Annotated in this window: 34 protein-coding genes; 18 read left to right on the forward strand and 16 right to left on the reverse strand. The window is 32.2% G+C overall.

Annotation, left to right across the window (positions count from 1 at the left end):
• Nucleotides 1-14: 14 nt before the first annotated feature.
• Nucleotides 15-1,226: a redox-regulated ATPase YchF gene (locus ACX12B_RS05870; protein ID WP_459353109.1), complete on the forward strand. Its 1,212-nt coding sequence runs from the start codon at nucleotides 15-17 to the stop codon at nucleotides 1,224-1,226.
• Here ACX12B_RS05870 and ACX12B_RS05875 read toward each other — a convergent pair.
• From ACX12B_RS05875 to ACX12B_RS05895, 5 genes are read right to left on the reverse strand one after another with little or no spacing between them, the layout of a single operon-like run.
• Nucleotides 1,213-1,410: a hypothetical protein gene (locus ACX12B_RS05875; RefSeq protein WP_459353110.1), complete on the reverse strand. Its 198-nt coding sequence runs from the start codon at nucleotides 1,408-1,410 to the stop codon at nucleotides 1,213-1,215. The two genes, ACX12B_RS05870 and ACX12B_RS05875, sit on opposite strands and share 14 nt — an antisense overlap.
• Nucleotides 1,403-2,314 carry a transcription initiation factor IIB gene (locus ACX12B_RS05880; RefSeq protein ID WP_459353111.1) on the reverse strand — a complete coding sequence of 304 codons (912 nt, stop codon included), beginning with the start codon at nucleotides 2,312-2,314 and terminating at the stop codon, nucleotides 1,403-1,405. The genes ACX12B_RS05875 and ACX12B_RS05880 overlap by 8 nt, the downstream gene beginning before the upstream one ends.
• A gap of 1 nt (nucleotide 2,315) precedes the next feature.
• Nucleotides 2,316-2,468, reverse strand: a complete 153-nt coding sequence (locus tag ACX12B_RS05885; protein WP_459353112.1) for a hypothetical protein — start codon at nucleotides 2,466-2,468, stop codon at nucleotides 2,316-2,318.
• 58 nt (nucleotides 2,469-2,526) lie between these two features.
• Entirely contained in the window at nucleotides 2,527-2,757 is a 231-nt protein-coding gene (locus ACX12B_RS05890; protein WP_459353113.1) for a hypothetical protein, read from the reverse strand.
• A gap of 1 nt (nucleotide 2,758) precedes the next feature.
• Nucleotides 2,759-2,899 (reverse strand): hypothetical protein, encoded by a 141-nt coding sequence (locus ACX12B_RS05895; protein WP_459353114.1) that lies wholly within the window; start codon nucleotides 2,897-2,899, stop codon nucleotides 2,759-2,761.
• A gap of 147 nt (nucleotides 2,900-3,046) precedes the next feature.
• On the opposite strand from ACX12B_RS05895, the gene ACX12B_RS05900 reads away from it, so the two are divergent.
• Genes ACX12B_RS05900 through ACX12B_RS05910 form a run of 3 tightly spaced genes read left to right on the forward strand, consistent with a single transcriptional unit; the run spans nucleotide 3,047 to nucleotide 5,170 of the window.
• On the forward strand, nucleotides 3,047-3,406 hold the full coding sequence (locus ACX12B_RS05900) for a hypothetical protein (RefSeq protein WP_459353115.1): 360 nt from the start codon (nucleotides 3,047-3,049) through the stop codon (nucleotides 3,404-3,406).
• On the forward strand, nucleotides 3,406-3,840 hold the full coding sequence (locus ACX12B_RS05905; protein WP_459353116.1) for a hypothetical protein: 435 nt from the start codon (nucleotides 3,406-3,408) through the stop codon (nucleotides 3,838-3,840). The genes ACX12B_RS05900 and ACX12B_RS05905 overlap by 1 nt, the downstream gene beginning before the upstream one ends.
• Nucleotides 3,830-5,170, forward strand: a complete 1,341-nt coding sequence (locus tag ACX12B_RS05910) for a phytoene desaturase family protein (protein ID WP_459353117.1) — start codon at nucleotides 3,830-3,832, stop codon at nucleotides 5,168-5,170. The genes ACX12B_RS05905 and ACX12B_RS05910 overlap by 11 nt, the downstream gene beginning before the upstream one ends.
• On the opposite strand, the gene ACX12B_RS05915 is transcribed toward ACX12B_RS05910, so the two are convergent.
• Nucleotides 5,167-6,009 carry a cobalamin B12-binding domain-containing protein gene (locus ACX12B_RS05915; RefSeq protein ID WP_459353118.1) on the reverse strand — a complete coding sequence of 281 codons (843 nt, stop codon included), beginning with the start codon at nucleotides 6,007-6,009 and terminating at the stop codon, nucleotides 5,167-5,169. The genes ACX12B_RS05910 and ACX12B_RS05915 overlap by 4 nt on opposite strands.
• A 192-nt stretch (nucleotides 6,010-6,201) precedes the next feature.
• Between ACX12B_RS05915 and ACX12B_RS05920 the strand changes: the two genes are divergently transcribed.
• On the forward strand, nucleotides 6,202-7,578 hold the full coding sequence (locus tag ACX12B_RS05920; protein ID WP_459353119.1) for an NAD(P)H-binding protein: 1,377 nt from the start codon (nucleotides 6,202-6,204) through the stop codon (nucleotides 7,576-7,578).
• A 6-nt stretch (nucleotides 7,579-7,584) separates the two neighbouring features.
• Here ACX12B_RS05920 and ACX12B_RS05925 read toward each other — a convergent pair whose 3' ends face one another.
• Nucleotides 7,585-8,511 (reverse strand): cobalamin-binding protein, encoded by a 927-nt coding sequence (locus ACX12B_RS05925; RefSeq protein WP_459353120.1) that lies wholly within the window; start codon nucleotides 8,509-8,511, stop codon nucleotides 7,585-7,587.
• A 94-nt stretch (nucleotides 8,512-8,605) separates the two neighbouring features.
• Here ACX12B_RS05925 and ACX12B_RS05930 point away from each other — a divergent pair, with 94 nt between their 5' ends.
• On the forward strand, nucleotides 8,606-9,763 hold the full coding sequence (locus ACX12B_RS05930) for a hypothetical protein (protein WP_459353121.1): 1,158 nt from the start codon (nucleotides 8,606-8,608) through the stop codon (nucleotides 9,761-9,763).
• Here ACX12B_RS05930 and ACX12B_RS05935 read toward each other — a convergent pair.
• Nucleotides 9,760-10,287 carry a YbgA family protein gene (locus ACX12B_RS05935; protein WP_459353122.1) on the reverse strand — a complete coding sequence of 176 codons (528 nt, stop codon included), beginning with the start codon at nucleotides 10,285-10,287 and terminating at the stop codon, nucleotides 9,760-9,762. The genes ACX12B_RS05930 and ACX12B_RS05935 overlap by 4 nt on opposite strands.
• 138 nt (nucleotides 10,288-10,425) lie before the next feature.
• Here ACX12B_RS05935 and ACX12B_RS05940 point away from each other — a divergent pair, with 138 nt between their 5' ends.
• The 3 genes from ACX12B_RS05940 (at nucleotide 10,426) to ACX12B_RS05950 (ending at nucleotide 12,989) form a co-directional block, all read left to right on the forward strand.
• Nucleotides 10,426-11,328 carry a peptidase gene (locus ACX12B_RS05940; RefSeq protein ID WP_459353123.1) on the forward strand — a complete coding sequence of 301 codons (903 nt, stop codon included), beginning with the start codon at nucleotides 10,426-10,428 and terminating at the stop codon, nucleotides 11,326-11,328.
• Nucleotides 11,329-11,391: 63 nt separating this feature from the next.
• Complete coding sequence (locus ACX12B_RS05945) at nucleotides 11,392-12,165, forward strand: DUF432 domain-containing protein (RefSeq protein WP_459353124.1); 774 nt, start codon at nucleotides 11,392-11,394, stop codon at nucleotides 12,163-12,165.
• Nucleotides 12,165-12,989, forward strand: coding sequence for a mechanosensitive ion channel family protein (locus tag ACX12B_RS05950; RefSeq protein WP_459353125.1), 825 nt, complete (start codon nucleotides 12,165-12,167; stop codon nucleotides 12,987-12,989). The genes ACX12B_RS05945 and ACX12B_RS05950 overlap by 1 nt, the downstream gene beginning before the upstream one ends.
• Nucleotides 12,990-12,991: 2 nt before the next feature.
• Here ACX12B_RS05950 and ACX12B_RS05955 read toward each other — a convergent pair whose 3' ends face one another.
• From ACX12B_RS05955 to ACX12B_RS05970, 4 genes are all read right to left on the reverse strand, one after another.
• Entirely contained in the window at nucleotides 12,992-13,273 is a 282-nt protein-coding gene (locus ACX12B_RS05955; RefSeq protein WP_459353126.1) for a hypothetical protein, read from the reverse strand.
• 94 nt (nucleotides 13,274-13,367) lie between these two features.
• Nucleotides 13,368-14,027 (reverse strand): hypothetical protein, encoded by a 660-nt coding sequence (locus tag ACX12B_RS05960; protein WP_459353127.1) that lies wholly within the window; start codon nucleotides 14,025-14,027, stop codon nucleotides 13,368-13,370.
• Entirely contained in the window at nucleotides 14,027-14,797 is a 771-nt protein-coding gene (locus tag ACX12B_RS05965; protein WP_459353128.1) for a 2OG-Fe(II)-dependent halogenase WelO5 family protein, read from the reverse strand. Before ACX12B_RS05965 ends, ACX12B_RS05960 begins: the two co-directional genes overlap by 1 nt.
• Before the next feature lie 5 nt (nucleotides 14,798-14,802).
• Complete coding sequence (locus ACX12B_RS05970; RefSeq protein WP_459353129.1) at nucleotides 14,803-15,090, reverse strand: hypothetical protein; 288 nt, start codon at nucleotides 15,088-15,090, stop codon at nucleotides 14,803-14,805.
• Between the two features lie 230 nt (nucleotides 15,091-15,320).
• Between ACX12B_RS05970 and ACX12B_RS05975 the strand changes: the two genes are divergently transcribed.
• The 3 genes from ACX12B_RS05975 to ACX12B_RS05985 all read left to right on the forward strand — a co-directional run bounded on the left by ACX12B_RS05975 (nucleotide 15,321) and on the right by ACX12B_RS05985 (nucleotide 16,602).
• The gene (locus tag ACX12B_RS05975) at nucleotides 15,321-15,758 is read left to right on the forward strand and encodes a pyridoxamine 5'-phosphate oxidase family protein (protein ID WP_459353130.1); all 438 of its coding nucleotides are present in this window, start codon (nucleotides 15,321-15,323) and stop codon (nucleotides 15,756-15,758) included.
• Between the two features lie 128 nt (nucleotides 15,759-15,886).
• On the forward strand, nucleotides 15,887-16,216 hold the full coding sequence (locus ACX12B_RS05980; RefSeq protein WP_459353131.1) for a pyrimidine dimer DNA glycosylase/endonuclease V: 330 nt from the start codon (nucleotides 15,887-15,889) through the stop codon (nucleotides 16,214-16,216).
• 71 nt (nucleotides 16,217-16,287) lie between these two features.
• Nucleotides 16,288-16,602: a hypothetical protein gene (locus ACX12B_RS05985; protein ID WP_459353132.1), complete on the forward strand. Its 315-nt coding sequence runs from the start codon at nucleotides 16,288-16,290 to the stop codon at nucleotides 16,600-16,602.
• 12 nt (nucleotides 16,603-16,614) lie between these two features.
• Here the strand turns inward: ACX12B_RS05985 and cysS are convergent, their stop codons facing one another.
• The 3 genes from cysS to ACX12B_RS06000 are packed head-to-tail and all read right to left on the reverse strand — an operon-like array spanning nucleotide 16,615 to nucleotide 19,145.
• Complete coding sequence (gene cysS / locus ACX12B_RS05990; protein WP_459353133.1) at nucleotides 16,615-18,003, reverse strand: cysteine--tRNA ligase; 1,389 nt, start codon at nucleotides 18,001-18,003, stop codon at nucleotides 16,615-16,617.
• Nucleotides 18,004-18,005: 2 nt separating this feature from the next.
• On the reverse strand, nucleotides 18,006-18,797 hold the full coding sequence (locus tag ACX12B_RS05995; protein WP_459353134.1) for an NAD+ synthase: 792 nt from the start codon (nucleotides 18,795-18,797) through the stop codon (nucleotides 18,006-18,008).
• A gap of 45 nt (nucleotides 18,798-18,842) precedes the next feature.
• Nucleotides 18,843-19,145, reverse strand: coding sequence for a Rieske (2Fe-2S) protein (locus tag ACX12B_RS06000; protein ID WP_459353135.1), 303 nt, complete (start codon nucleotides 19,143-19,145; stop codon nucleotides 18,843-18,845).
• A 74-nt stretch (nucleotides 19,146-19,219) separates the two neighbouring features.
• Between ACX12B_RS06000 and ACX12B_RS06005 the strand changes: the two genes are divergently transcribed.
• From ACX12B_RS06005 to ACX12B_RS06015, 3 genes are all read left to right on the forward strand, one after another.
• Nucleotides 19,220-20,461, forward strand: a complete 1,242-nt coding sequence (locus ACX12B_RS06005) for an adenosylhomocysteinase (RefSeq protein ID WP_459353136.1) — start codon at nucleotides 19,220-19,222, stop codon at nucleotides 20,459-20,461.
• 37 nt (nucleotides 20,462-20,498) lie between these two features.
• Nucleotides 20,499-22,151, forward strand: a complete 1,653-nt coding sequence (gene metG / locus ACX12B_RS06010; RefSeq protein WP_459353137.1) for a methionine--tRNA ligase — start codon at nucleotides 20,499-20,501, stop codon at nucleotides 22,149-22,151.
• 63 nt (nucleotides 22,152-22,214) lie between these two features.
• The gene (locus ACX12B_RS06015) at nucleotides 22,215-22,757 is read left to right on the forward strand and encodes a hypothetical protein (protein WP_459353138.1); all 543 of its coding nucleotides are present in this window, start codon (nucleotides 22,215-22,217) and stop codon (nucleotides 22,755-22,757) included.
• Nucleotides 22,758-22,762: 5 nt separating this feature from the next.
• Here the strand turns inward: ACX12B_RS06015 and ACX12B_RS06020 are convergent, their stop codons facing one another.
• On the reverse strand, nucleotides 22,763-23,965 hold the full coding sequence (locus ACX12B_RS06020; protein ID WP_459353139.1) for a nucleotidyl cyclase domain-containing protein: 1,203 nt from the start codon (nucleotides 23,963-23,965) through the stop codon (nucleotides 22,763-22,765).
• A gap of 125 nt (nucleotides 23,966-24,090) precedes the next feature.
• Between ACX12B_RS06020 and ACX12B_RS06025 the strand changes: the two genes are divergently transcribed.
• The 3 genes from ACX12B_RS06025 to ACX12B_RS06035 form a co-directional block, all read left to right on the forward strand.
• Complete coding sequence (locus tag ACX12B_RS06025; protein ID WP_459353140.1) at nucleotides 24,091-24,846, forward strand: DUF726 domain-containing protein; 756 nt, start codon at nucleotides 24,091-24,093, stop codon at nucleotides 24,844-24,846.
• A gap of 47 nt (nucleotides 24,847-24,893) precedes the next feature.
• Nucleotides 24,894-25,814 (forward strand): EF-Tu/IF-2/RF-3 family GTPase, encoded by a 921-nt coding sequence (locus ACX12B_RS06030; protein WP_459353141.1) that lies wholly within the window; start codon nucleotides 24,894-24,896, stop codon nucleotides 25,812-25,814.
• Nucleotides 25,815-26,037: 223 nt separating this feature from the next.
• Nucleotides 26,038-26,317, forward strand: a 280-nt coding sequence (locus ACX12B_RS06035; protein WP_459353142.1) for a hypothetical protein, incomplete at its 3' end; no start/stop codon positions are given.

Here is a 26,317-nt window from a genome sequence, read left to right on the forward strand (position 1 = left end):
ATGAAAATTATTGCATGCCCATCAAACTTGGATTAATTGGTAAAACCAATACTGGTAAAACCACTTTCTTTAACTCTGCAACTTTATCTTCTGAAGAAATTTCCTCTTACCCATTCACTACAAAATCACCTGTATCTGGAATTGCAAATGCAATTACTCTTTGTGTACATCCTGAATTCAAAATTCAAGATAACCCAAATAATTCAAAATGTGTTGATGGTTGGAGATACATTCCAATAGAATTAATTGATCTTCCAGGATTGATCAAAGATGCCTGGAAAGGCAAAGGATTAGGAAATCAATTTCTCTCAATTGCTGCCCAATCTGATGCATTACTACATGTTGTTGATGCTTCTGGCGGCATAGATTCTACTGGAAAAATTACTGAAGTTGGAACTGGTGATCCTATATCTGATTTTGCCGATATTGAAGAAGAATTGATTATGTGGTATCACAAAATTCTAGAAGGAAATCGTGAAAAAATATCTAAATTAATTAATTCTGGTACTGAATTCATTGATGCTGTAACTGATCTTTATCGTGGAATTGGTGTAAACAAATCTCATGTAAAGAAATCCCTTGTTGCAACTGGGCTTGAAGAAAAAAACTTTGATGATTTTGATGTAGTTGATAGCAAAAAATTTGCCTCTTATTTGAGAAAAATTTCAAAACCTACCCTTATTGTTGCAAACAAAATAGATGTAGAAGGTGCAGACAAAAATTTTTCCCGATTACGTGAACGTTACAATGATTCGATTGTAATTCCTGTTAGTGGAGATAGTGAATTTAGTCTAAGACGTGCTGAGCAAAAAGGCTTGATAAAATATTCTCCAGGATCTGAACAGTTTGAAATCCTAAATTCTGATGAACTAAATGAAAAACAAATCAATGCTTTGAATTTTATCAAAAAAGGAATTATGGGTGAATACATGCGTACTGGAGTTCAATTTGCAATCAATGTCGCAGTATTCAAATTACTTAAAATGAATTCCATATACCCAGTTGCTGATGAGAAAAAACTTGCTGATAAAAAAGGAAGAATTCTTCCTGACCTAATTTTACTCAAAGATGGTGCAACAATTAATGACCTTGCAAAAGAAATCCATACTGATTTAACAAAAGGGCTTCTTTATGCTAAAGATTTGAGATATAACCTTAGATTGCCCGTAGATTATCAACTCAGAGATAGAGATGTTGTATCTCTAGTTAGTGCTACAAAAAAATAGTTACTTTTTTTTTGCTTCTTGGTTTTGTTCTAAGTACTGCTTTACAACATATGCATCTGGGATCGTCTATTGCTAAGAATATCCCACAGAATGTACATCTTTTCTGACCGATCTCATATCTGATTTTATTTGGTGCTGGTACTGCCTTGTGCATTTCACAAATACCTCTACACGTTCTACCCATCAATTTCACCTCCTATCTTTTTCAAAATCTCCTTTGTTCTGTCTCTGATTGTTACTGCACTAATTCCCGACACTCTGGAAATTTTTAACTGCGAAATCTTTTCATCATTTTTTACTGATGCAAGATATGTTGCAGCAGCTGCCATTGCCATTGGATTCTTGCTTTCTAGTACCCTACTTCTTGCTGAAATATCTAAAATTCTGAATGCTAGTCTTTCTGTTTTCTCAGAAATATTTACTGCCTTTGCAATACGTGTTACAAATTCTGTTGGATGGTAAATTTCTGGAGTAATGTCTAACTCTCTGGCCAAGAATCTGTATGTTCTTTGAATATTTTTCTTGTTTACATTTCCAGCATTTGCAACATCTTGTAATGTTCTTGGCGTATTTGTCATTCTACATGTAATGTAAATTGCAGCACACAATATCCCTGCAGTAGATCTTCCTGCAAGAATCTTTTTTGCAGCGATTTTTCTAAACAGGTATGCTGTTTGCTCCACAACTGATTCTGGAAGTCCTAATTTTGCACTAATTCCATCAAGCATCGTAAATGCCTTTTGAAATGACTTGACAGAATTTGCTGAACGACTATTTCTATCCCACATTCTTAGGCGATAAAACATTCTTTTGTTCTCAATGGATAAACCCTTTCCAGTTGCATCCTTGTCTTTTGATTCAATTATGGTTGATAAACCCATATCTATCATTTTCAATGAAATTTTTCTTCCTACTCTGCTATTGGCCTGGTATTCTTCACCTGACATTACTAAACTTTCAGGACCATTATCTACTACTCTTTCAGATAATACTGCACCACAGTTTGTACATGCTACTTCTCCTGTATTAAGATCAGTCACAATTTTATTTTTTTTACAATTATTTTGATGCACAAGCTCTGTAATCATTTTATACTCTCCACAAAAGAACTCCACAATCCTCACATGAAATACCAAATTCATATGAATCAATTTTTGAATTTCCACAACTAATGCAAATTTTTATATCATTATTTTTGATTCTTAATTCTAATTTATTTTTTTGAATTAGTTCTTGTTTCATGCATTAACTATGCTCTGAAATTATATAAGAGAGAGAAAATATTTTTCCTAGTGCTAATTTATTCTATGTGTGCCTGCTTTTTGTAACCTAATAAAATAAATGAAATTCCCAATGCAATTACTCCAATAGAAATTTTTTCTGATGTTATTTCTGATGATATGTAAAAATGATGTACAAAATCAGGTCCCCAGATAATTAAATTTTGGATTGGAACTATAACCGCAGAGATTAAAAAAATTACTCCAAACGCAGTTAGTATATTTGGCTTGTATGGTTTTAATTTAAACAATTTATTTTGAAACCATTGCTATGGTTGCCATGGCATGCTCTAAATCTTTGTTTATTGATTTCTTTGAAATCATTTCAAGCAACTCTTTTTCCGTATCTACAATTTCTGCATATGTTGATTCTAATTTACTTACTTGTCCCATATGCTGTTTACACAATACTGATATTTTAATCTCTCAAAAATGTAATTCTAGTGCTAATTCATAACTATTTAATTTAAATATCTAAAAATGTTGGCACTATGAATATTTTTTGATTTTTATTAAATACTAAACACACCAAAAAAACTCATGCCGCATATTGTATTTGAAAATAGAATTGATCTAAATGATTTCTCACAGAAATTCTTACCTATATTCAAAAGAGATTCTACACTCATTAAAATTCAAACCATTTTTGTTGATAAATATAATTTCACTGCATTACTTCCAACAGTTGTTATTGATGAAAAACATCAGGAGTTCCTAATCGAACTTTCCACTAGAAAAGAAAAGACAACTATTCGTCTATATCCTAACACTGATCCTGAAAAAACTGATGGTGTAAAAATATCAATGGCCTTACTTGCAAAGCAAATCATGTGTATTTATCCTGATTTTAAAATTATCAAAACAAATTTGTCAAACTATTTGGAAATGGTTGTTGCATAATGAAACAATTCACACTTCAAAGATTATCAAAACTTTCTCAACCCCGTATTTTTCAAATTAGTACTGATGTGGAAAACTTTCACAACGTTATGCCTAATTATTTTAAATCCCTAAATGTGTTAGAAGAAAACAAATATGGAAAGATTGTTAATGAAAAAATCTATTTCTTAGGTATTCCAATTGAAATTAAAACAAAGCATATAATTATTCATCCTAACATACATGAAATTCATGTTCTTACTGGCCCATTGAAAGGAACATCTTTTGTTGAGTCTTATGTTGAAAAAGATAATGGTACATTGATTACTATTGATGTTACATTGAATTTTAATAATTTTTTAAAATTATTTCCCTTTCTGCAGAATCTTGTTGTCAAAAAAATGAGCAAGATTATGGATGAATTTATTCGATGCGCTGATAATCATGGCAAATAATATCTTCGTAATAGGTGCTGGTGTGGGTGGATTAACCACCGGTGCATTGCTTGCAAAAGAGGGGTACTCTGTCAAAATCCTTGAAAAATCTTCTAAATTAGGAGGTAGAACTGCTTCATTGCTCTACAAAAATCACATTTTGGATAATGGGTTTCATATTATGCCATTTTACAAAAAATCTGCAATTTTTGAAGTATTAAAAAACATAGGAATCGAATCCAAGTTAAAACTAGCAAAAGTTGAGGATATTGCATTTCATTCTGATACTGGATTTCATAAATATCCAAAAGGAATGGGTGATTTACTACAATTATCTTTAATTCCTATGATGAGTCGAATTCGTCTTCTAAAATTATTACTTCCAATGGCATTTGCTTCTATTGCAAAAACAGAAGAATGGGATGACCAATCTCTTACTGAAATAACCAAAAAATTAGATGATGATACAAAAGCATTTTTTGAAGCCGTATGTATGTTAGCCTTTGCAGATACTGCTGATCATATTTCATTAGGTGAATTTGCAAGAACCATAATACGCGCAAATCCATTTAGGGGTGGCACAAGCGAATTTGCATATCCTGATAATGGTGGATATGATTCTATCTCACATGTCTTGGCAGATTATATTATTGAAAAAAATGGAAAAATTGAGACAAATCAATCTGTAAAAAAAATTGTAATTTCTAATTCTAAAGTCACTGGTATTATCACTAAAGATGATTCATTTTTTCCTGCAGATTGTGTTGTAGTTTCCTATCCTGCATACATAGCATTAAACCAATTGTTTGATGATGGTGTCATTGACAAGAAATTCATAGAAAAAATTAATCGCTTAGATAAAAAAACAGCCGTAGTTGAGGTTCATTTTGCATTAAGTTCTAAAATTGATTCAAGACAAGTTGTTTTTCCTGTTGGTGATCAATATACTACAAAGGGAATATTTTTCATCTCAAATATCACTCCTTCTGTTTCTCCACCAGACGAACACTTGATTATTGCTGGTACTCCTGTAGACCCAACTGTTGCAGATGATTCTCATAAAATAAAACAAATTGTACAATTGATGAAAACAGAAATCTCTTCAATATATCCAAATTTTAACTCCTCTTTGTTGTGGGAGAGACCTATGGCGTGGAAATTAGTTGAATCTGTAGTTAAAGAACCTGGAATGGTGTGGAAATCAAAAATGCCTCATCAAATTCCAGGCATAGAAGGTCTGTTTTTTGTAGGTGATTCTACTGTTAGTTATGGAATTGGTACTGATTCAGCTGCTCATAGTTCTATTTTATGTCAACCAAAAATTGAATCCTTTTTGAAAATTCAAAATTAAATTTTTCTCAAAATTTTTGGGAGCTCCTCTAATCCACAATCCGGTATTATTGCTCCTCCAAACTTTGGTATTTTTTTTGCTTGAAATGCAAATCCTCCAATCAACACTGGAATCTCTATATGCTCTTTAATTTTTTTGACTAATCTTTGCCCTGACCCAAAATTGTCTTCTAGTGTAATTGAAATAAAAACCACATCTGGTTTGTTATTATCAATAAAACTAAGAATTGATTCTGTTGGCATTGATACTCCCATATTGTAAATTTTGAATCCTTTAATTGAGAGGTATGTTTCCATTACATCACATCCTAAACGATGCTCTTCTCCTAATGGTATGCAAATGAGAATTTTTTTCTTGTTTCCAATGGATGATATCGTGTCCATTATTATTTTGACTAGTGTTTGAGCAACATTACTTGCCACATGTTCGGTAGCTATGCTAATTTTATTTGTAGCCCAATCATCTCCAATTTTATACATTGTTGGTTTTAAAATTTTATCGAAAAAATCTGATGTGTTGAATATTTTTATATATTCTTCATAAATCTTTACGGCTTCTTGAATGTTGCCGTCTGTTAATTTTTTATATAATTGTTGTTTTGATTTTTTTGTTGCATCTTCCCTTTTCTTGATATCTTTTGGATTGTAAGATGCTAAAACTGATAATACTTTGGGGTCATTTCTATAATCTACTGGTATGTCGTCTTTAATTACTTCTGATGCTTTTCCCAGATATTTTATGATCTCTTGTTTTGACGTACTTTTTTTTGAATCCCACACACTTTTTACTAAATATAGATACTGATCTGATTTGACCTTTTTTGCTCGTATGTAGACCATAATTTTTTTTAGTGCTGTGCTATATAACTAATGCTAACCTAAATTTCTAGTGCTAAATTTATATTTTTAAGTAAACATACTCTTAATTTGTTCCTAAATTGAAAAATAACATCATTAATTTATCACTAGAATTTATTATTATCACTAGTTAAATAGTCTCAAATATGAAAATACCTATTGGTGTGCAAATAGATGGTAAGCCTTTCAATAAATGATGCCTATGTATCTAGACCTTTCTCCATATTAGTTACTGGTGCAACTGGTTTTATTGGTTCTAAATTAATTTCATTATTATCTTCCTCAGGATATTCTGTCAAGGGATTAACTCGAAAACAATTACCTGATAGTGAAAAGATAAAATATGTTCAGGCAGATGTTTTCAAATTTGATGAATTAAAAAATGCTTTATATGGAATTGATGTTGCATTCTATTTACTCCATTCTATGGAGGGTAACAAAGATAATTGGCAAGAGTTTGTTGAAAGAGAAAAAATACAAGCTAAAAACTTTCTTAAGGCTGCAACAGAATCTGGTGTTAAACGAATAATTTATCTTGGTGGTTTAGTTAATGATAGTTTAGAACTTTCTCCCCATATGCGTAGTAGGAAAGAAGTTGGAGAAATACTTGCCTCTGGCTCCATCCCTGTAACTGAGTTTAGAGCTTCTATAATTATTGGTGCCAAAGGTGGTTCTTATGCTATGCTTCGTTATCTTGTTGAACGATTAAGAATTATGGTTTGTCCATCTTGGGTAAAATCATTAGCTCAACCAATTGCTGTAGATGATGTAGTTCAATATTTGGGTGAGTCCCTCTCAAAACCTGAAACTATTGGAAAAATTTTTGAAATTGGTGGGCCAGATAAAATGACTTATGAGGAATTAATGTATGTGTATTCTGCATATTTGAACAAAAAACTGTTTGTTATTCAAATCCCTTTCTTGACTACTAGATTGTCTTCATATTGGGTTGATCTTATTACTCCTGTTAAGGCATCGCTTGCCCGACCTTTGATTGATAGTTTAGTTCATGATACTGTTGTTACAGATGATTCTATAACACAAATTATTCCCATTCCTCTAAAATCTGTACGTGAATCAATTGATATTGCTACAAAAGAGATGAAATCTGATCCTCCCGTTGTAGAGCAAAGAGAAGAGAAAACAGGTTTCAAAATGAATCAAAAATTAATTCAATTTTCTTTATTTGCATTGGCTATTATTGGTTCTAGTTACTATTGGTTAGATGGCCGATCTGATGTTTTCCAACCTATGTGGTTGATTGGTTCTACTGTTTGGTATTTTGCAATATTTTCTGCAATAATACTAATTCATAATAAAACTCGTTTAGGATATTTGATTGCAGGAATATTGTCGTGGGTGACCTTGACATTTTGGTTATTAGATAATTCTTATGTTTTATTTGAAACTTCGATAATCGCTAATACTCCAAATGAGTTAATGATGCTAAGAAATTTTGTTGGAATATTTGTAGTTTCATTGGCAATTATTGCTTCTCATAATTTATTTCACAAAGTGACTAATTATCAATACAAAGGCAAACCTATTTGATTGCATTTATTTGCAAACATTTGCAAAAGAATTTTTTGAAACATTAATGTTTTCAAATCTTTCTGGATGAAATATTTTTCCAAGTACTTCTATTCCTTCAATTGTTCTAATGCTAGGTTTACTAAAAAATGAATTGGCATCAACTGCAAAAACAGATTGATTTTGCACCGCCTTAAGACCATTCCATTTTTTATCTTTTTTTAGAATATTCTCATATTCAGAAATTGTACGTTTTGTATCAAATCCACATGGCATAAGAATTATGATATCTGCGTTAGAGTCTGATATTTCTTCAAAATCTATGCGTCTTGAATGATCTCCTGTTTTACTTATCAAATTTTTTCCACCTGCGATTTCTATCATTTCTGGCACCCAATGACCTGCCGTAAAAAATGGCTCTATCCATTCAATTGCTAGAACATTTGGTATGTTGAGATGTTCTGTATTTTTGATTTTTTGAATCCTTGTTTCCAATAGATGTAAAATTTTTTTTGCTTTTTCATTTTCTCCTAGAATTTCTCCTAATTTTATTACAGAGTCTAAAATTTCTGATATATTGTGAGGATCCATTGAATAAATTGTTGGTTTTTTATCAAGAATTTGTACTGCCCTGTTTACTTGGTTGGTATATGCTGCACAGACTTTACACGTCTCTTGTGAAATTATTAAATCCGGATTGGCATTTTTTAGATTTTTTTCATTTAAAATAAAAATATCTTTACCTTCATTTAGCAGTTGACATGTTTGTGTGTTAATTTCATTACTTGATAATTTGTCAGAATCTATCCTTGATTTAATTATCTGTGGTTTAAAAATTGCATCTTGCGGAAATTTACATTCATGTGTAACTCCGTAAATCTTATCTTGAACTCCAAATTCGTAAAGTAGTTCTGTTGCACTAGGTAAGAAGGAAACTATTCTGTTTATTGCCATGATGATTCTAACTATTTGGGAATAACAAGTGTTTACCTCTCGTCAATTTCAATAACTAGTCAAGTTATTAGGCTCAAATCAGGCATGAAACTCAATGACTTCTGACTCTCAGGATATACGTCGATCAATTTTGGCAAAATGGCATGAGACATTGTCAAAATATGGAAATTTGTTTTCTTCTGATTCTATCAGTGGAACTACCCCTCCTTCGGTATTTGTTGGGTCTTATAATTATCCCAAAGTCTTTGTTGGTCCAATGGTTCCGCCAATTCATGGAGATACAAGTTTACTTGACAGTCCTGAACAGTGGAAAGGAAAATCTTTGGAAGAAATTGTAAACTTTAGATTGAATTTGGTACGTGGTACCCAAAAATTGTCAATTGATAAAACTGATGGACGATACATTGAAAATCTTCAGGAAGTTACAATGTCATCAAAACCGACTGATTCTGATTTAATTTTTCAAAAATCTGTATCTTCTAATATTTCTCTAGATGGTGAAAGTGCACCATTTGGACCTGTTGGGGAAATAAAATCTGCTAAATTCTCTGGCACTTCTTCTGTAAAATCCATTGAAAAGGCATACTATGATAAAGATTTGAAGGCACAAGATGCTGTCATGAATCTATATTATTCTGGAATTGATATTTCAAAAATTCAAAAATGTTTTAGTATTGGAATGCTTGGGCAAAAACGAAAACTTGTCCCAACTAAATGGAGCATAACTGCTACTGATGATATTATTTCAAAATCACTTACTGATGAAATTTTGAATTATGGGCTTATTGATTCTTGTAAAGTTTTCTCATACGAACATTTGGGAAATCGCTTTTCTGTGATTTTATTTCCTCATAGGTGGATATACGAAATGGTTGAGGCTTGGTATTCTAATGGGATTCTTGGTTTTGGTTCTGATTATGAAGATGCCCGTGGTATTGATCATCCTCCTGTAATAGCTGGAGCATATTTTGCTGCTAAATTAGGAGTGTTGGAGTATCTAAGTATGAAAAAGGTTCAATCTGGAGTTGTAATTTTAAGAGAAATCCGGCCTGAATATGCAATACCTGTAGGTGTATGGCAGGTTAGAGAAGGTATTCGTGAAGCAATGAAACAGAAACCTGTCATTGAAAATGATTTTGATCGTGCTTTGAATTTGGCATCCGAGAAAATGAGTATTAGTAAATCTGAATGGTTATCTCATGGAAATATATCAAAACTAATGAAACAAAAAACTCTTTCAGATTTTTTCTAAATTTGTTTTTGTGATAACACCTGAAATAAATTATTTGGATGTGGGTCTGAATACAACAAAAAATACGTTTGACTTGCAAGATATGTATGATTGAATCGATAAATAATTGGATTTATTTCAGATAACATTTTACTAATTGTAATTTTTCCTTCTTTGAATTTATTTAGCAATTTGAAAAACTGTTCTTTTTCTAATTGACTCAAGTTTTTTGAAAAATAACCAAAAATATGCATTATGACGTTAGAATGTGATTTAATGGTTGGTGATTTTTCAAGTGAAATCTTTAGATGTTTTTCATATTCTGATATTATATCTGGTAATGAAATTTTTTTGTGATTGGCAACTATGTTTCCTAAAATTTTTAATTCATTTTGGTTGTGTGCCATAATCATGTATTTATTCATGGCTTGAAATGATACAAGATCTTTAATTTTTCCTTGTTTGACCTCTTCAAATCTTTCTAAAACATATTCTTTAACATCTTGTTCAGATAATCTTGATGTTGATTCTTGTTTTTTATTCACTCTAGAAAATCATTTTTTTTTACATATAAGGAAGAATAATCTAAAATTCATTTACCACTAGTTTTAGATATCTATCATTATTGGCACTAGTGAACCATTTACCACTAGCTTATATATGATTAATCAAAAAATGGTATAATGAAAACCGCAATAACTGCAATCGCAACAATACTGATAATTGCTTCAACTGTTTCTTATGCTCATGCAGAAGTTCCAGCTTGGGTAAAAAACAATGCAGGTTGGTGGGCTGATGGAACCATCTCAGAATCTGAATTCCTAACCGGAATTGAATTTCTAATTGGTGATGGCATAATCACAGTCCCTTCAACAACCGTTTCAACAACCTCTTCTTCTGAGGGCGTTCCAGCTTGGGTAAAAAACAATGCAGGTTGGTGGGCTGATGGAGTAACTTCAGATGGAGAATTTGTTAATGCAATTCAACATTTGATGTCAATTGGATTGATTTCAGTAACTACTGAATCTTCAAATGATATGGTCCCTGTAACTTCAACGATTGATGATTCTGAATTGGCAGCACTTGAAGCTGAATTAGAAGCATGCTCTGAAATTACAAAAGCATACAAGAGATTAGATTGTGAAAAACCAATCAAAAAAGCAATCATGCTTTATGAATACAAAAAAACTGCTCAAAAATTTGAAGTTGGTCCAATTAACTATTATTGGCAAGGAATTGGAACTGAGGGAAGTGAATTTAAAATAAGTCCCACAGGGCAAGCAATTTTATCTATTAGAATGCTAGCTGAAAATACAAGTTCTGATATTGCTACGCTGAATTGCACTAGTCCACAAATATGTAATTATGATGTTTGGGATGGAACTACTTCCTTCAAATATTCTGGCATGGACTTTACAAGTGGTCAAATTAGCATAAACCCTGGAGATACTAGGGAATTCAATATGTTATTTGGTCCCAACATCGGATATGGTGGAACTCAATTCCTTTATGATCCTTCATTGACCTATCATTTTAGAATCAGTGAGGGGTTTGGAAGTGCTAGTGTCTTATTGGACTTGGAGTAAATTCCAACATCTTTTTATTTTTTTAAATATTTTTTAAATTTGATAAATACGAGAGCATAAATCATGGATAATTCCACGACATCTAACATGAATGTTGAAGATTCTAACTTTTCAAAATATGGCTTTTATGAAATTGATGATGCTTTAGATCTGACCTTTCCAAATACTGAAATCAAAATTCGTAAAGTTGGTCATAATGTGTTTTCGTATGCTAGGAAAGATGCTCAAGATAATTTTATAGAAAGAATGATTCCTGTAAAATTCGAAACTCTCACTCTTGAACTAGCTCCTATTCGTCCTTTGAATTTTCCTGCCCGTAGAACCAGCTATGTCTATTTAGAATTAGAAAATCCTGTATTTTTGACTGAAGGCTCTTCTGCAACAGTTTTTGTTAGATGCCCAATTGAACTAGGCGTATTTGTTATTCATGATGAGAAAAAGGATTCTTTAGACTGCTTTACATGTGATCCAATTAACTCCAGATTTTGTTTGTACGGTTCTCCAGAATCTGGTACATTATGTAAATATTCAAAATCTGAGATAGTTGAATCTTATGAAGATTCCATTCCATTTGTAAACGCTGTATTGAAAATTGAGCTTAGTAATCACTTAACAAGAGGTTATTCTGTTGAGAAAGTTGTATTTGTTGTTTCAGAAAATTCTATTTATTACAAGGATTCAAAAGCTATGATGGATTCGATAACTGCTGTTTTGAAGAAAAAACTTACTATTGAAATTGTTGATGTTGATCCCTCTCCAATACAAACTAGTTGGGCTTTATCTCCAACTTATGAAAAACATGAAACATTGAAACGAGTGGACATGGGTGTAGATTAATGCCTTTTGAATTTTTACAAAATTTAGATCAGATTGAAATTACAGGTGGACTAACTGTGTTGTCTTTACTTATTGGTGGAATTATAATGGGAATAGGTGTCCTTATTGCAAGAACCATACGACTACTTTTCACAAGATATTATGCTCCAAAATTACCTGAGGATTCAGCAAAAAATTTTGGTAAACTACTTTATTTTGGTATAATCATAATTGCATTTTTAGTTTTTACTTCTACTACAGGATTTGATTTCTCTGGATTAGTTGTTGCAGGTGGAATTTTTGGTATTGTAATTGGTTTTGCAACACAATCTGTTGTTTCAAATCTGATTTCAGGAATTTTCTTAATGATAGAAAAACCTGTGAAACAAGGAGATAAAATTGAAATCCCTGGAACTGATGTATCTGGGACCTTATTGGATATCAGTACATTTTCAGTTCGTGTTCGACGATTTGATGGAACTGTTATTAGAGTTCCAAATGAATCTTTTTTTACTTCATACATTCGTTCTCTCTCAACATCTCCTGCACGAAGATCTAATGCAATTATTGGGATTGCTTACAAAGAAGATATTGACGGTGCAATCGCTGTGATTGGTAAAGAAATCCGTAAATCTATGCCATTTGTTTTAACATTGCCCAAACCTGATTTTCGTATAAATGAACTAGCTGATTCAAGTGTTAATATCGAAATTCTAGTCTGGCATCCAAGAGATGATTGGGATCAGGTAGGCCCAAATCTACTAAAAGTTGCAAAACAAGCATTAGATCATGCTGGAATAGAAATTCCATTCCCACAACGTGTTATCTGGAATGCAAAAGAATAGACTTATGCTGTCTTTGCAGTAATTCTCTCTTGAGATTTTCTTTTCTTAATTAGACTATACATGATCATTCCAACATTAACAATTGAAATTATTTCTATCAAGTCTACCCCATACAAGAACCAATCAATTACAGGGTGAACTCTTGAAACAAGTCCTGCTTCTAACATGATGTCTGCATTCCATATCATATGAGGAACTTGAATGAATTGTATAATTGCAATTACAATAATACTTCCAAGTATTTTATTTTCATACCATTTCCAAAATTTATTCCATGCATTCATAGACTAATTTAGTTTTTGATTCTATTAAACCTCTTGAAAATTAGATGTAACTAATTAGACCTAACTAATTTTTTTGTGCGTATTTTTTTTAAAATTAGCTCAAGCTTTTAATTTTTCTTTTTCTTTTTTTAAAAATAACAAATGCTGGAATACTACACAATACAATAATAATCACAAAAGCAATTACTATCGAAAAGTAATCGTTAACGAATAATTTTGTGTCCAGCCATGCTTTGGGTAACAATGTAAACATATTTTCTCCTGAAAAATCTTCTATTTCTCCAACTGCCAAGCTATATTTTCCACTTTGATTTTTTTCATCTGTTACAACTATGAAATAAATTCCATCTTGTGGTATTTCTGTTCTTAATTCTTGTCTCTCCCAATATGTCACCTGACCAAATGGCTCATAGAATTCATTTCCTGGAAATCCTTTTTCATAGATTGCTTTCTCAATAATGAAATTATCTTCTCCAACCAATACCATTGTAGGTGCATAGTTTTCTAATCCTTGAATTTTTGGAATTACAATACTTGCAAAAAATGAGTCACCTTTTTTTGCCTCAAATGTGTAAAATTTGGCTTCATTTGTGCCTAGATCATCATAAATTGCCCATGAAATCATGTGATCTGGAATTACTAAGGCTGAGTCAAAATCTCTGTGACTGTCATCATGGCTAATGAGTTTGTGGGCTGATGCATAATTTGTTGAAATTATTACAAGTGCAAAAATAATTAAAATAAATTTTTTCATTACGACCACGCCACAATTTGTTGTTGTTTTTTGAAAATTCCTACAAACATTCCTAGAGAAATTCTTGATGATTCTCCTTCGATTTTTGTTACCTGATGAAAATAATTTGGATTGATTATTACCAAATCCCCTACTTTTAGATTTGTTATTCTACAAAAATTTGATTTTGATATGATTTCGGGTTCATACCCAAAATCTATCTTTCTAAATTTTTCATCGCTTCTTCTCCAATTTTTGTCATAGATTATTAACTCTCCTCCTTTTTCTGATTCTTGAAGATGTAAAATACATGATAATTGACTGTCAATTTTTGATAATTCATATTCCTTTCCTTCATATTTTACATTATCTTTGTGTATTGGGATTGATTTTCCTTTATTGTGAATTCTAATGATGTATGGAGATAATTCATTTTTTGATTCTTTTGCTGTGGAAATAAAATATTCTGGAAATAGTTTTTGAAAGATGCTAAAAATTTTGGTAGTAGGTTCTGTTTCATTTGAAAAAACTTGTTGCCTTTTTATCTTATCTTTTTTTACACACTCGAAATATTCATCTTTCTTTGTTGTATGTGCCATTAAGAATGGTCCGATATGTTCTAGATTGCCATTCTTAAAATCTGATTTTTGTATTGAGTTAATTTTTTGAGAAATTTCATCACACTGACTTTTTTTGTAAAAATCTTTGATGATAATAGCTGATATCTCTCCTTGGATAAGTGATTGGAAATCTGTTCTTGTTATTTCATTTACATTTCCTTGTTTTGGCATCCACATTAGTATCCGCCAACCCCTGAATGTGATACTTTGGCTGACAAAATGCCTGAATCCTCTCTATGCTTAATTTCACATTTTAGGAAGGCATCATTTACGCATGATTTTAGAGATTCTTCACTCCAATCTACTCTTGAATGTGGTAGACCTGGGATGTCTGCTTCAGTTATTCTGATCTTTTCAGTATCTGAATAATTTTTACTATTACCATTTTTTCTGTGTGTTACATTTAGAACAAAAGTATCATTTGATATTGCATTTACTCCATTTCCCCAGATTATATCTGTCATGTTTTACTCATGGTCTTTTTTTAAATCTGATATTTAACTAGTGACCATAATTTTTACTAGTGCTAATATTGGCACTAGAAAGATTTTCTTTTTCATGTTATATACTCTAAAACCAATTTTTGTTATGAATCAAATCATATCCTCTTGTTTTAGATGTGGCAAAAAATATGAAGATTGGTCATGTGATTTTTGTTATACAAAATCTGTAATCAATAAAATGGAGAATAATTTTGCAAAAGTTTGAACAAAGAAATCGTAATCGAACCATCTCTGATCAAAAAATTCCAATTAGATTGGCATATACAAATAATGATGGTATTCCTAATGTGATCTCTCTTTGGTTTGTACAAATAAATGAAAAAATTTATTGTGCCACCCAAAAGTCTGCCAGAATTGTTCAATATTTGAAAAAAAATTCTGTGTGCGGGTTTGAAATTGCAGCTGATACCCTTCCTTACAAAGGTGTACGTGGAAATGGTTCTGCAAAAATCATTGATACTATGGGAAAAGATGTTCTGCAAATTTTAATGAAAAAATATTTGGGAGAAAAAAAATCTGGACTATCAAAATATTTGAAAAAAAATTCGTCTAATGAGATTGCAATTGAAATCACCCCTCAAAATCTGTTTTATTATGATTATTCAACAAGAATGAAGGATGTATCTTAGATGAGAGATAGGGGCTGTCCTACTTGTGGTTCTAATGACTATGGAACCGTAGAAATAAGAAAAAACTCTGATGTGCTAATTCACAAGAATCAATGCTATCATTGTAAAAAATTTTGGAGTTCATAAAAATGAGAATTTGGGATATACCTCCAAGTAAACTGTGCAGAAATCATTTGTTAGGTGAGCATAGAGAACTTCATGCTATGTGGACTGTAATTACTAAAAAAAAGAAAGGATACTCGTTACATCCTGAGACTCTGAGATGGAAAGGAAAACTAAAAGCTCTTTATTCTAGGCACGAGGAACTGGTTTCTGAGATGACTCGTAGGGGATATTCTCACCAAAGCCCACTTGATAAGCGAAAAGCAACTGGTAATTCAATACAGGATTTTTTTATTGATTCACCTTCTAAACAAATTCAAATTTTAAAACAAAAAGGCTGTAATTGTAAAATCTGAATTAGTTAGCACTAGATCATAAAGTTTCCTCTTGGTTATATTCTATAACGTCTAAATGATAATGAGGAGAAATGCAACAAACCACACAAACAAAAACACCACAGCTAAAATTCATACTGATTTTGGCTGCTGCAACTTCAGTAATACTAGTTCTCACATTAACTCCTTGGAATATAGTTCCAACACTAGTTACTGAAGATGTATCGGTCATTGCTGTTACTGATTATGGCTGTGTTGGCGAATCTGTTTTGGGTCATTCTGTCATTGTGGCAGATTGTAGTGCAGGTGTTGGAGATGTAATTTCTGCAACATTTTATGTTCCTGCTATGGATCAAAACGGATACTATGACAGAATTGAGGCAAAATTAACCCTGGTTAATCCTTAATTCTTTTCTTTTTTATTTTTCAGCTTTGATATTTTCTTTTTTCATCCAGATTGTTTTTCCTTTATGATCAATTAACTCAATATTCATCTCATTGAGTTTGTCACGAATTTCATCTGCTTGTTGGAATTGTTTTTCTTGTCTGAACTTTTCTCTGTTCTCAATTATGGTATCGATTTCTTGTTTCATGTTATCAGTCATTTCTGGAATAACTAATCCCAAAATTTTGAGCATTCTCTGAAACTCTGGTTTAATTTTTTCTGCATCTTTTTTTCCTAATTTTTCTTCAGCAGATAATCTGTTTGTTTCTTTGACTAGTTGAAAAAATGCTGATAATGCCAGATGTGTGTTAAAGTCATCATCTAATGCTTTATCAAATTCTGAGCCTAATTTTTGAACAATTTCAGCTACATTTTCGTTATTTTGGCTATTTGCGTGAATTAGTTCATAGTAGCAGGTTTCAGATTGTCTCCATTTGGTTAGATTCTCTTTTAGTAATTCTTCTGAATAATCAATTGGTTTTGAATAGTGCCCAGATAAACAGAACAATCTGATGATGTTTGGTCCCCAGTTATCTAATACATGTTTGATTGACTTTATGTTTCCAATAGATTTTGACATCTTTTCTCCATCAATAGTGACCATTCCTACATGCATCCAGATTTTTGCAAACTGATTGCCTGTAAATGATTCAGATTGTGCAATTTCATTTTCATGATGAGGAAATATCAAATCTCTTCCTCCACCATGAATATCAAAATTCTCTCCCAGATACTTTGTACTCATTGCTGAGCACTCAATATGCCAACCTGGTCTCCCTTTTCCCCATGGGCTATCCCAAACAGGCCCTACATCTGAGAACTTCCATACTGCAAAATCTAATGGATTGTTTTTTGCCTCATCAACTTCGATTCTTGCGCCTGACTCTAACTCATCGATCTTCTTTTTTGATAATTTTCCATATTCTGGGAATTTTGATACTGCAAAATACACCCCATTCTTTGATACATATGCAATTTCTTTTTTAATTAATTTTTCAATAAACTTGATAATATCATCAATGTGCTCTGTTGCCTTTGGATAGTTTGTTGCATGTTTTACATTTAGGCCATCAAAGTCATGAAAATAATTTTTAATGTATCTGGTACTGATTTCTTCAGCACTGGTATTTTCTGATTTAGCTTTATTGATAATTTTATCATCTACATCAGTAAAATTTTGAATAAATTCAATCTCTATTCCCTTGTCTTCTAGGTATCTTCGAAGCACATCAAAGACTATGATTGTTCTTGCGTGTCCTATGTGTGATTCATCATATACTGTTACTCCACAAAGGTAAATTTTGACTTTTTTTGATACATCTAATTCTTGCTCAGAATTTGATAGCGTATCTTGTAGTTTCATTTCTATTCTCTATTTGGTTTTTGTGTTGTCAATCTTTTATGTTCACTGTTTTTGTTTAATTCTTGAATTTTTACTATTACAGAAAACTCAATTCCTGTTACTTTGTGAGTCTCTTCTGCTGAGAGTTTCTTTTCAAATAAACAGTAAAGAATAGAATCTATTTCCTCATATGATACTCCAAGCTCGTTTTCTGCTTCATGGTCTTTCCATAAATGGGGACTGCTCTTTTTTGAAATCACGTTTTCTGGCACTCCTAAATATTTTGCAATCTCTCTTACTTGGAGTTTGTACAATGAAACAATTGGTGTTATGTCTGATGCACCATCTCCAAACTTTGTGAAATACCCAATTAGATACTCACTTTTGTCACTTGATCCTAATACTAGATAGTTTTTGGCATTTGCATAATAATACAAAATGTTAGCTCTGACCCTTGCACGAAGATTTCCCTTTGCTCTTTCATTTGGTTCCAAGTACATAGAGTACTCATTTACTATTGGATTGATGTCAATTAACTTGTATTGGATTCCAGTTAATGAAATCATCTTTAGTGCATCTTCTGTTTCAGTTTTTGGTGTAATTGCAGTATCTGGCATGACTATGGCTATTGTTTTGTCTGCAAATTTTCTTTTGCAAATGTATGCTAGAACTGCTGAATCAATTCCCCCACTCAATCCTAAAATGAGTCCTTTGGTGTGATTTTTTTCTATTTGCTCTTCTAGAAAATTTTCAATCCCACTTACAATGGAAGAATAATCTTGATTTTTTATCTCATCAATGATTTCTTGATTCAATGATTGATTTGTAAAAACTGAGAATAAAAATTGTGCCTAAATTTTCTAAACATCTACGTAGATGCCATCATCTCTTGCTTCAACAGGATATGTTTCTAATTTTACATCTTTGAGATAATCTGTCAATTCCCCTGTTTTGATGTTGTAGTGCCAAAAGTGTAGTGGACACTCTACAATGTCTCCATCAAGCTTACCTGGTGCAATTGAACCATCTTGATGAACACAGAGATCATCTATTGCATGATATCCGTCTTGATTAAAAATTGCAATCTGTTTTCCGTCAATCTTAAAGGCCTTGCCTTTGCCTGCATCAATCTCTCCTTTCTCTGCAATTTTCTTCCAAGCCATGATTTTTTGCCAACTTTGTCATTTATTTACATTCGCATGATAGGATTTTATATCTGAGAACAAGGGTTTTTTTATTGAGCAAAGTAAAGTCTAGCCCAAAACTGATCAAAGAGGGTAAACTCTCCTATGAATGGGCAAGATCACATATGCAAATTCTAGATAACACAATTAATCGATTAAAAAAATCAAAACCGCTCAAGGGTGTAACCCTTGGATTTTGTCTCCATATCACAAAAGAGACATCTGTACTATTAATGGGTGCAAAAGAACTTGGAGCAAATGTTGCATGCTGTGGAGGAAATCCATTAACTACACAAGACAATATAGCCGCATTTTTGGCATCTCAAGGAATTCATGTTTATGCATGGTATGGTCAATCTGTAAAAGAGTATGATTGGTGTATTGACCAAGTCCTAAAACACAAACCAACAATTCTCACTGATGATGGAGCAGACATGAACATCAAAGCTCATTTTGATAAACGATTTAAGAATATGAAAATTCTTGGCGCAACTGAGGAGACTACTGCTGGTGTAACTAGAATTAGAGCAGTTGAAAATCAAGGAAAATTACGATATCCTGTAATCCTGGTAAATGAAGCATATACAAAACACATGTTTGATAACAGATATGGTACTGGTCAAAGTACAATCGATGGATATCTTCGTGCCATGAACTTGCTTATGGCATCAAAACGTGTTGTGGTTGTAGGTTATGGTTGGGTTGGACGCGGTGTTGCATCAAGGTGTCATGGAATGGGTTCCAAAGTAATTGTAACTGAGATTGATCCTGTAAAAGCTCTTGAAGCTCACATGGATGGTTTTGAAGTAATGCCAATGACTCAAGCTGCAAAACTAGGTGACTTTTTTATCACTTGTACTGGAATGACTAGTGTAATTAGAAAAGAACACATTCTAAAAATGAAAGACGGTGCAATCATGGGAAATGTTGGTCACTTTGATGTCGAAATTGACAGTGAATTTTTACTAAAGAAATCAAAATCTGTTAAAGAAGTCAGACCTGCACTTGATGAATGTGTTCTCAAAAATGGAAAGAAAGTTTACTTGATTGGACAAGGTCGTCTTGCAAATTTGGTTGCAGCAGAAGGACATCCTCCAGAAGTAATGGCGCAATCATTTTCAAATCAGATTCTATCTGTAATGTATATTCTCAAAAATCATCAAAAGATGGAAAATAAAATTATTAATGTTCCTGAAGAGATTGACACTCAAGTTGCAGTTGACGCATTAAAGGCAATGGATGTAAAAATTGACAAACTTACTCCTGAGCAAGTAAAATATGCAAACAGCTGGTAAAACTTCTTAACCCTAATACTGCTTTTGAGAATATCTAATGAACAAAAAAGCTATCATTACTAGTGCATTACCTTATGCAAACGGTGAGATTCACCTGGGCCATGTTGCATCTACGTACTTACCTGCAGATGTCACAACTAGATTTCTAAAACAAAATGGCGTTGAAGCATACTATGTTTGTGCGTCTGATGACTTTGGAACTCCTATTCTGATTCAATCTGAAAAAGAAGGAAAAACTCCTGCAGAATATGTTGCTTATTGGAATAAACGTGATTATGAAGATTTTAGCGCATTTAACATTGATTTTGATTATTTTTACAAGACTAGTTCTCCTGAAAATATAAAATTTGTTCAAGATGTGTTCAAAAAACTCAATGACGCTGGACACATCTATGAACAAGAAATCATTCAGTTCTATTGTAATAATGATAAAAAATTCTTACCCGACAGATATGTTAAAGGAATATGCCCATACTGTAAAGCTGAAGACCAATACTCTGATCTTTGTGAGAGTTGTGGTCGTGTACCTGAAGAAATCACAGATCCAAAATGTTCATTGTGTAATCAACCTCCAACAAAAGAAAAAACAACACATTACTTTTTCAAACTCAAAAATTTTAGAGACTCTCTTTCAAAATGGTTAGATGAAAATGAACATCTGCAAAAAGATGTAAAAAAATATGTCCAAAATTGGATAAAATCTGGTTTAATTGATTGGGATATCACGCGAGACATTACTTGGGGAGTTCCAGTGCCTCTTGATGGTGCAAAAGACAAGGTATTCTATGGCTGGTTTGATAATCACTTGGCATACATCTCTACTACCCTAAAATTTCTAAATGACAAAGGCATTGATGGAAAAGAATTTTGGAATTCAGCTGACATTTATCATTTTATTGGAAAAGATATTGTGTATCATCACTATCTGTTTTTGCCTGCAATGAGATTGGGTATTGACAGTGAGTACAAGTTACCTGATTACATTCCAACTAGAGGTCATTTAACACTACAAGCAAAAAAAATCTCAAAGAGCAGAAATTGGTACATTGGGTTAAAACAATTTTTAGAATATTACCCTGCAGACTATTTGCGATTTTATCTTGTATCAATTAATCCGTATTCTCAAGATGACTTGAATTTTGACTGGGATGATTTTACTACTAGAATCAATTCTGAGTTAATTGGAAATCTTGGAAATTTTGTAAATCGTGCATTAGGATTTACCAAAAAAGCCTTTGATGGAAAAATTCCAGACCCTGAAGATTTTGATGAAAAAGATTTAGAGATAGAACAAAAAATAAAATCACTTGCATCTGATGTTGGTACTTTGATGGAACAAAATCATCTTGATAGGGCATTAAAAAAGATCATGGAATTTTCATCTTACTTTAATCAATACTTTCAACATAAGGAGCCTTGGAAGAAAGGTCCAGGCACTTCAACTTGTGTTTATCTTTCAGTAAATGCCGTTAGAAGCTTGGCAATAGCAACATTTCCGTTTATCCCTGAATCTGCACAAAATATCTGGGAACAACTTGCATTGGATGGCAAAGTAAATGAACAAAGTTGGAGTGATATGTCTGATTTGGGCATCTCTTCAGGACATACACTTGGTGATGCTTCTCCGTTATTTGCCAGGGTTGAGGAATCTGATATTGAAAAATACAAAAAACAACTAGGCCTTTCTTAAGAATAGTCTCATATTATCACATTAGAAGATCATATTTGAATACTATTAGTTTCATTGATTTTTGTGGCAGAAATAGCACTTGAGGTATGGGCACAATTAGCAACTGCTGGTGCAACAATTACATTGGTGATTTTGTTGTATTTTACAATCAAACAATTTGAATCTCAAGTGGAAGTGAGTAGAATCCAAACTGAATTTAGATTTAGACCTTGGATAGGACCTACTGGACCAATAACTAAAATGGAAAAATCAATCGGTGATGATTGTCAATTTGATATTGCCATAAAAAACTATGGAGAACTTCCTGCAAACTATGTTGTTGCAAAATTTGTTAAGAGTAATGAACCATTAACTCGTGATTCTATAAAGTCTGGTGATGCTACCTCTTATGATTTGGGTCCAGTGATGCCTACTATGGAGAAACATTATTGGTTTTTTATTGATTCAGAATTATGGCAAAAGGCACTTTCTGGAAGTGTTCATCTTCACACGGCATTATATTTTGAATATGAACATTCAGGAAAAAAGAACGGTTATGGAATGTTAAGCGAGTATAGTCCTTCAGCAAAAAATTTCATTCACAAAGACATGTGGATTGATAGTTGATTTGGCTACCAATCAATTCTAAAAGTTCGACCTTTGGGAATCTCTGTGATTTCCCATTTTACCTTCTCAATGTTTCCATCTTTGGTAATTTTTGGAGTGACTTTTGATGGTGTACTTTCTTCTGTTTCTTGATTGATCTCTAATAATTCAGGACGTTTGATTCCTTTATCTAGTGGATAGTGAAATGACATGTTAAATTTCTGGCAGTCAATCAAAAATGCATTTTCAAAATATCTTTCAGGTTCTGGAACCTCATATTCTAGAGTGTATTTTTTACCCTTGTCGTCCTTAATGATGGGCTCACTGAATTCTGTAGTGAACTCCTTAGTGTCTGGCTTGTCTACATTGATGCTTGTAATTTTACACTCTCTGTTTTTTTCATCATATACTTTGATATTCAAATCATTAAAGTCTGGAATGTCTACGTCAAATGCAATTCCATGTAAGACATTTTTTATTGGCTCATTTGAAATGTTTGCAACTTCATATGTTCTCTTGTGTTGTACAATCATTTTTTCAGGATCTTGTACTGTCAAAACTAAATCAATTGAAGGGTATAGTGTAGTTTTTTGTAGTCTGAGAATTTCTTCTCCATACTTACTTCTAACGGATGCTCCTTTTTCAGGATGTTTCTTGTTTCCAAAACCTTCTCCATAAGCTGAATAAAGTAACATGGTAGTTCCATGTTTTAGAACGACATCGTGAACTGGTTTGATAATGTCTCTATATTCATCTGATAATGAACGTAAATCTTCAGCTAGCGTAGGTGAAAGAAGAATATGCCCATCATCTCCAAAATCCATTACTCTACGTGCATAAATAATTCCTGGACCCCACGTGTTTCTCTGACCTAGCAAGTCATTTACCAAAAAACAATTTCCACTATGTAATCCGATTCTTACACGAACTGTTTCACTAGGGATTTTTGCTTTGTTGTAAGCTGCCAATTTTTGGTGTAGCTCAACTGCTACCAATAATGGAAGTTCTGGTCCTTGCAAAAATCCGATACAACAACCGTCTCCCGTAGGTAGTAACAATAATGATTCTTTAGGAACTGATTGAAATGATTGGCATTCAGAAATACATTTGTTTAATGTTTCAATTTTTTTAATCTGAGTTTTTGTAGACATTGATGTATCTGATAATCCTACAATATCTACAAAGAAGAAATTAGCATGAATTAATCGTAGTGAGGCTGTAAAATCCAATATTTTCAGAGAAATTTTGTAGCAAATAACATTTTTGCTAAATAACACGATCTTAGATTATTATTTTCACATAATTTTTGAAATCCTCAAGAATTTTATACACTCAAAATTATTTTTGTATAAAATTGAAACAAATCATTCCACGAATTTCAACTAGAGGATATTATGATCTTTCTACTGGAAAAACTTTGAAAAAGAACAATTACTATCTATACCCAAAAAAGTCATTTTCATCTTTGAAAGACACTCCTGAATTTACAATCATGATTCATGGTTTGAGAAATGATAATGCAGGTGCAGTGGCCAAAGTAAAATTAGCTAAAAACAGATTACGTAATCTGGGATATCTCTACCCAGTAATTGGGTTTAGTTATGATTCAAACACTACTGGTGCTCATTTAATAAAACATGCAAAAAAATCACTTGCAGTTGGGCAAAGCATTGCAAAAAAGAATGGACGTAATCTTGGTAAATTCATTGAGGATTTCAAAAAAGATAACCCAAAAACAAAAATTCGTTTAATGGGTCATTCACTTGGCTCTCAAGTAATCTTGAGTACTATAGAATATCTTGCAAAAAAGAAACAAAATGTAGGAATCATTGAAAGTGTATATTTTTTTGGTGCATCAATAACTGAAGATGTCCCTTCCTCAAAAAAATATGGAAGATTACTTCAAAACATTGTCAACAAAAAAATAATCAATCACTATGCCCCTACTGATGAAGTTCTCAAGTGGGCAAATGCCAAAAAATATGTTTTAGGACCATTGGGTTTGAATGGGTCCGTTGGAAAAACTATTCCTAAATATCATCAAAAGAAAGTACAGCCTAAAAACCATAGATTTGCAAACTATGCCAAAGTTTTAAAATCATTTCCTTAAGTTTTGATTTAGTATGGTTTTTAGTGCCTAAAATTGAGGTTTTTTCATTGGTAAAATCAATAAATTTTGTAGTTTTAGGAAAACAAGACATTGCTTCAGAATTTGGAAAAAAAGGAACTGTGACTGATCTTTCTCTTTATGATAGAAAAGAATCAGAAATTATCAAAACATGGGTTACTCCGAGCGGATTTCCTGAAAAAATTCAACCATTATTTCAGGCAATAAATCTAGCTGAATATGTAATCTTTCATGTTGACACATTAGACAAATTTACTGGTGAGCAAATTATTGCACTTGATTCCCTAAAAAAAGAAAATGGTATCTTGTCTCACACATTTGATGTTGATGAATCAAAACTTGATGCAATGATTAAAGGAACTGTTGTTGAGAATTACAAAAAAGTTGAACAAGACAAAATCAAAGAAGAGATGGATAAGCTTGAACCCCTATCAAGTGATGGTAAATCTGAAATGGTAATTGATCATTGTTTTGATGTTAAAGGTGTTGGAACAGTAATTTTAGGTAAAGTGACAAATGGCAAAATAAAACAATATGATAATCTAAAACTCTATCCTGCTGGAATTGATGTTTTGATAAAATCTATTCAAATGCATGATGATCCTGTTGAAGAATCTATTTGTCCTGCTAGAGTTGGTCTTGCAGTAAAGGGTGCAAAACCTGATGAAGTTGGACGTGGTGATATTATTTCAGAAGAAGGAGTTTTTGATGTTGGAACTGATATTGAACTTGATTTTCAAAAAAGCCCTTTTTACAAAAATGAAATTGCTGAGAATCAGGGATGTCTTGTTTGTGTTGGATTGCAAATAAAGGCTGCAAAATTCACTTCAATTTCTCCTTTGAAATTATCTTTTGAGAAACCACTTGTCTACAAAAAAGGACAGATTGTAGTTATTCTCAAGCCTGAGTCTGCTACAATTAGGATTCTTGGTAGTGGTAAAATTATTTAGCATTTGTACGATCTTTTCTTAATCTTTTCTTAAAATATGATTTTTTCAGTAAATAATGAACGTATGTTTAGAAATTATTATGGTATGGACATAATTGTATACTGTTATGTGCTTGTATTTTTTTCATAAAAAATGATGATCATATTAAATATCATGATTTCCTTAAAAGAGTGGCAAAATGGGTCTAGGGGCGCACGTAGCGGTATTGTTAGTAGTGGGTGTAGTGATAACTCTATTCGGAGTTTTACAATATTTTGATTTTGGATTATCTCAAATTGACACAAAAATATTTTTGATTCCTATCTTTTTGTTTTCTCTTTATGTAATTTTGAAACATGAAATTCCAAAATTAAAATTAGAAATTAGTTCAAAAATTCTAACTGTCTTTTTATGTGCAATTCTTTTAAGCTCCACTGTTACGGGATTTGCAAATTTTGTAACCCCTGAATCCTTTGCAGAAGAATCTTTTGAAGGAATCATTGAAGATTCTTCTAATGTAAATT

It is taken from the genome of Nitrosopumilus sp. S6 (assembly GCF_054515815.1).

Excerpts from the sequence above, each read along its gene's own strand:
- ACX12B_RS05900 (WP_459353115.1), top strand. The coding sequence starts at position 3,047 with ATGCCGCATATTGTATTTGAAAATAGAATTGATCTAAATGATTTCTCA.
- ACX12B_RS05945 (WP_459353124.1), top strand. The coding sequence starts at position 11,392 with ATGGATAATTCCACGACATCTAACATGAATGTTGAAGATTCTAACTTT.
- ACX12B_RS05915 (WP_459353118.1), bottom strand. The coding sequence starts at position 6,009 with ATGGTCTACATACGAGCAAAAAAGGTCAAATCAGATCAGTATCTATAT.
- ACX12B_RS05880 (WP_459353111.1), bottom strand. The coding sequence starts at position 2,314 with ATGATTACAGAGCTTGTGCATCAAAATAATTGTAAAAAAAATAAAATT.
- ACX12B_RS05980 (WP_459353131.1), top strand. The coding sequence starts at position 15,887 with ATGAGAATTTGGGATATACCTCCAAGTAAACTGTGCAGAAATCATTTG.
- ACX12B_RS05950 (WP_459353125.1), top strand. The coding sequence starts at position 12,165 with ATGCCTTTTGAATTTTTACAAAATTTAGATCAGATTGAAATTACAGGT.
- ACX12B_RS05870 (WP_459353109.1), top strand. The coding sequence starts at position 15 with ATGCCCATCAAACTTGGATTAATTGGTAAAACCAATACTGGTAAAACC.
- ACX12B_RS05955 (WP_459353126.1), bottom strand. The coding sequence starts at position 13,273 with ATGAATGCATGGAATAAATTTTGGAAATGGTATGAAAATAAAATACTT.
- ACX12B_RS05940 (WP_459353123.1), top strand. The coding sequence starts at position 10,426 with ATGAAAACCGCAATAACTGCAATCGCAACAATACTGATAATTGCTTCA.
- ACX12B_RS05970 (WP_459353129.1), bottom strand. The coding sequence starts at position 15,090 with ATGACAGATATAATCTGGGGAAATGGAGTAAATGCAATATCAAATGAT.
- ACX12B_RS05960 (WP_459353127.1), bottom strand. The coding sequence starts at position 14,027 with ATGAAAAAATTTATTTTAATTATTTTTGCACTTGTAATAATTTCAACA.
- ACX12B_RS05965 (WP_459353128.1), bottom strand. The coding sequence starts at position 14,797 with ATGCCAAAACAAGGAAATGTAAATGAAATAACAAGAACAGATTTCCAA.
- ACX12B_RS05985 (WP_459353132.1), top strand. The coding sequence starts at position 16,288 with ATGCAACAAACCACACAAACAAAAACACCACAGCTAAAATTCATACTG.
- ACX12B_RS05885 (WP_459353112.1), bottom strand. The coding sequence starts at position 2,468 with ATGAAACAAGAACTAATTCAAAAAAATAAATTAGAATTAAGAATCAAA.
- metG (WP_459353137.1), top strand. The coding sequence starts at position 20,499 with ATGAACAAAAAAGCTATCATTACTAGTGCATTACCTTATGCAAACGGT.
- ACX12B_RS05875 (WP_459353110.1), bottom strand. The coding sequence starts at position 1,410 with ATGGGTAGAACGTGTAGAGGTATTTGTGAAATGCACAAGGCAGTACCA.
- ACX12B_RS05930 (WP_459353121.1), top strand. The coding sequence starts at position 8,606 with ATGACTTCTGACTCTCAGGATATACGTCGATCAATTTTGGCAAAATGG.
- ACX12B_RS05925 (WP_459353120.1), bottom strand. The coding sequence starts at position 8,511 with ATGGCAATAAACAGAATAGTTTCCTTCTTACCTAGTGCAACAGAACTA.
- ACX12B_RS05910 (WP_459353117.1), top strand. The coding sequence starts at position 3,830 with ATGGCAAATAATATCTTCGTAATAGGTGCTGGTGTGGGTGGATTAACC.
- cysS (WP_459353133.1), bottom strand. The coding sequence starts at position 18,003 with ATGAAACTACAAGATACGCTATCAAATTCTGAGCAAGAATTAGATGTA.
- ACX12B_RS06000 (WP_459353135.1), bottom strand. The coding sequence starts at position 19,145 with ATGGCTTGGAAGAAAATTGCAGAGAAAGGAGAGATTGATGCAGGCAAA.
- ACX12B_RS05895 (WP_459353114.1), bottom strand. The coding sequence starts at position 2,899 with ATGGGACAAGTAAGTAAATTAGAATCAACATATGCAGAAATTGTAGAT.
- ACX12B_RS05920 (WP_459353119.1), top strand. The coding sequence starts at position 6,202 with ATGGTAAGCCTTTCAATAAATGATGCCTATGTATCTAGACCTTTCTCC.
- ACX12B_RS05905 (WP_459353116.1), top strand. The coding sequence starts at position 3,406 with ATGAAACAATTCACACTTCAAAGATTATCAAAACTTTCTCAACCCCGT.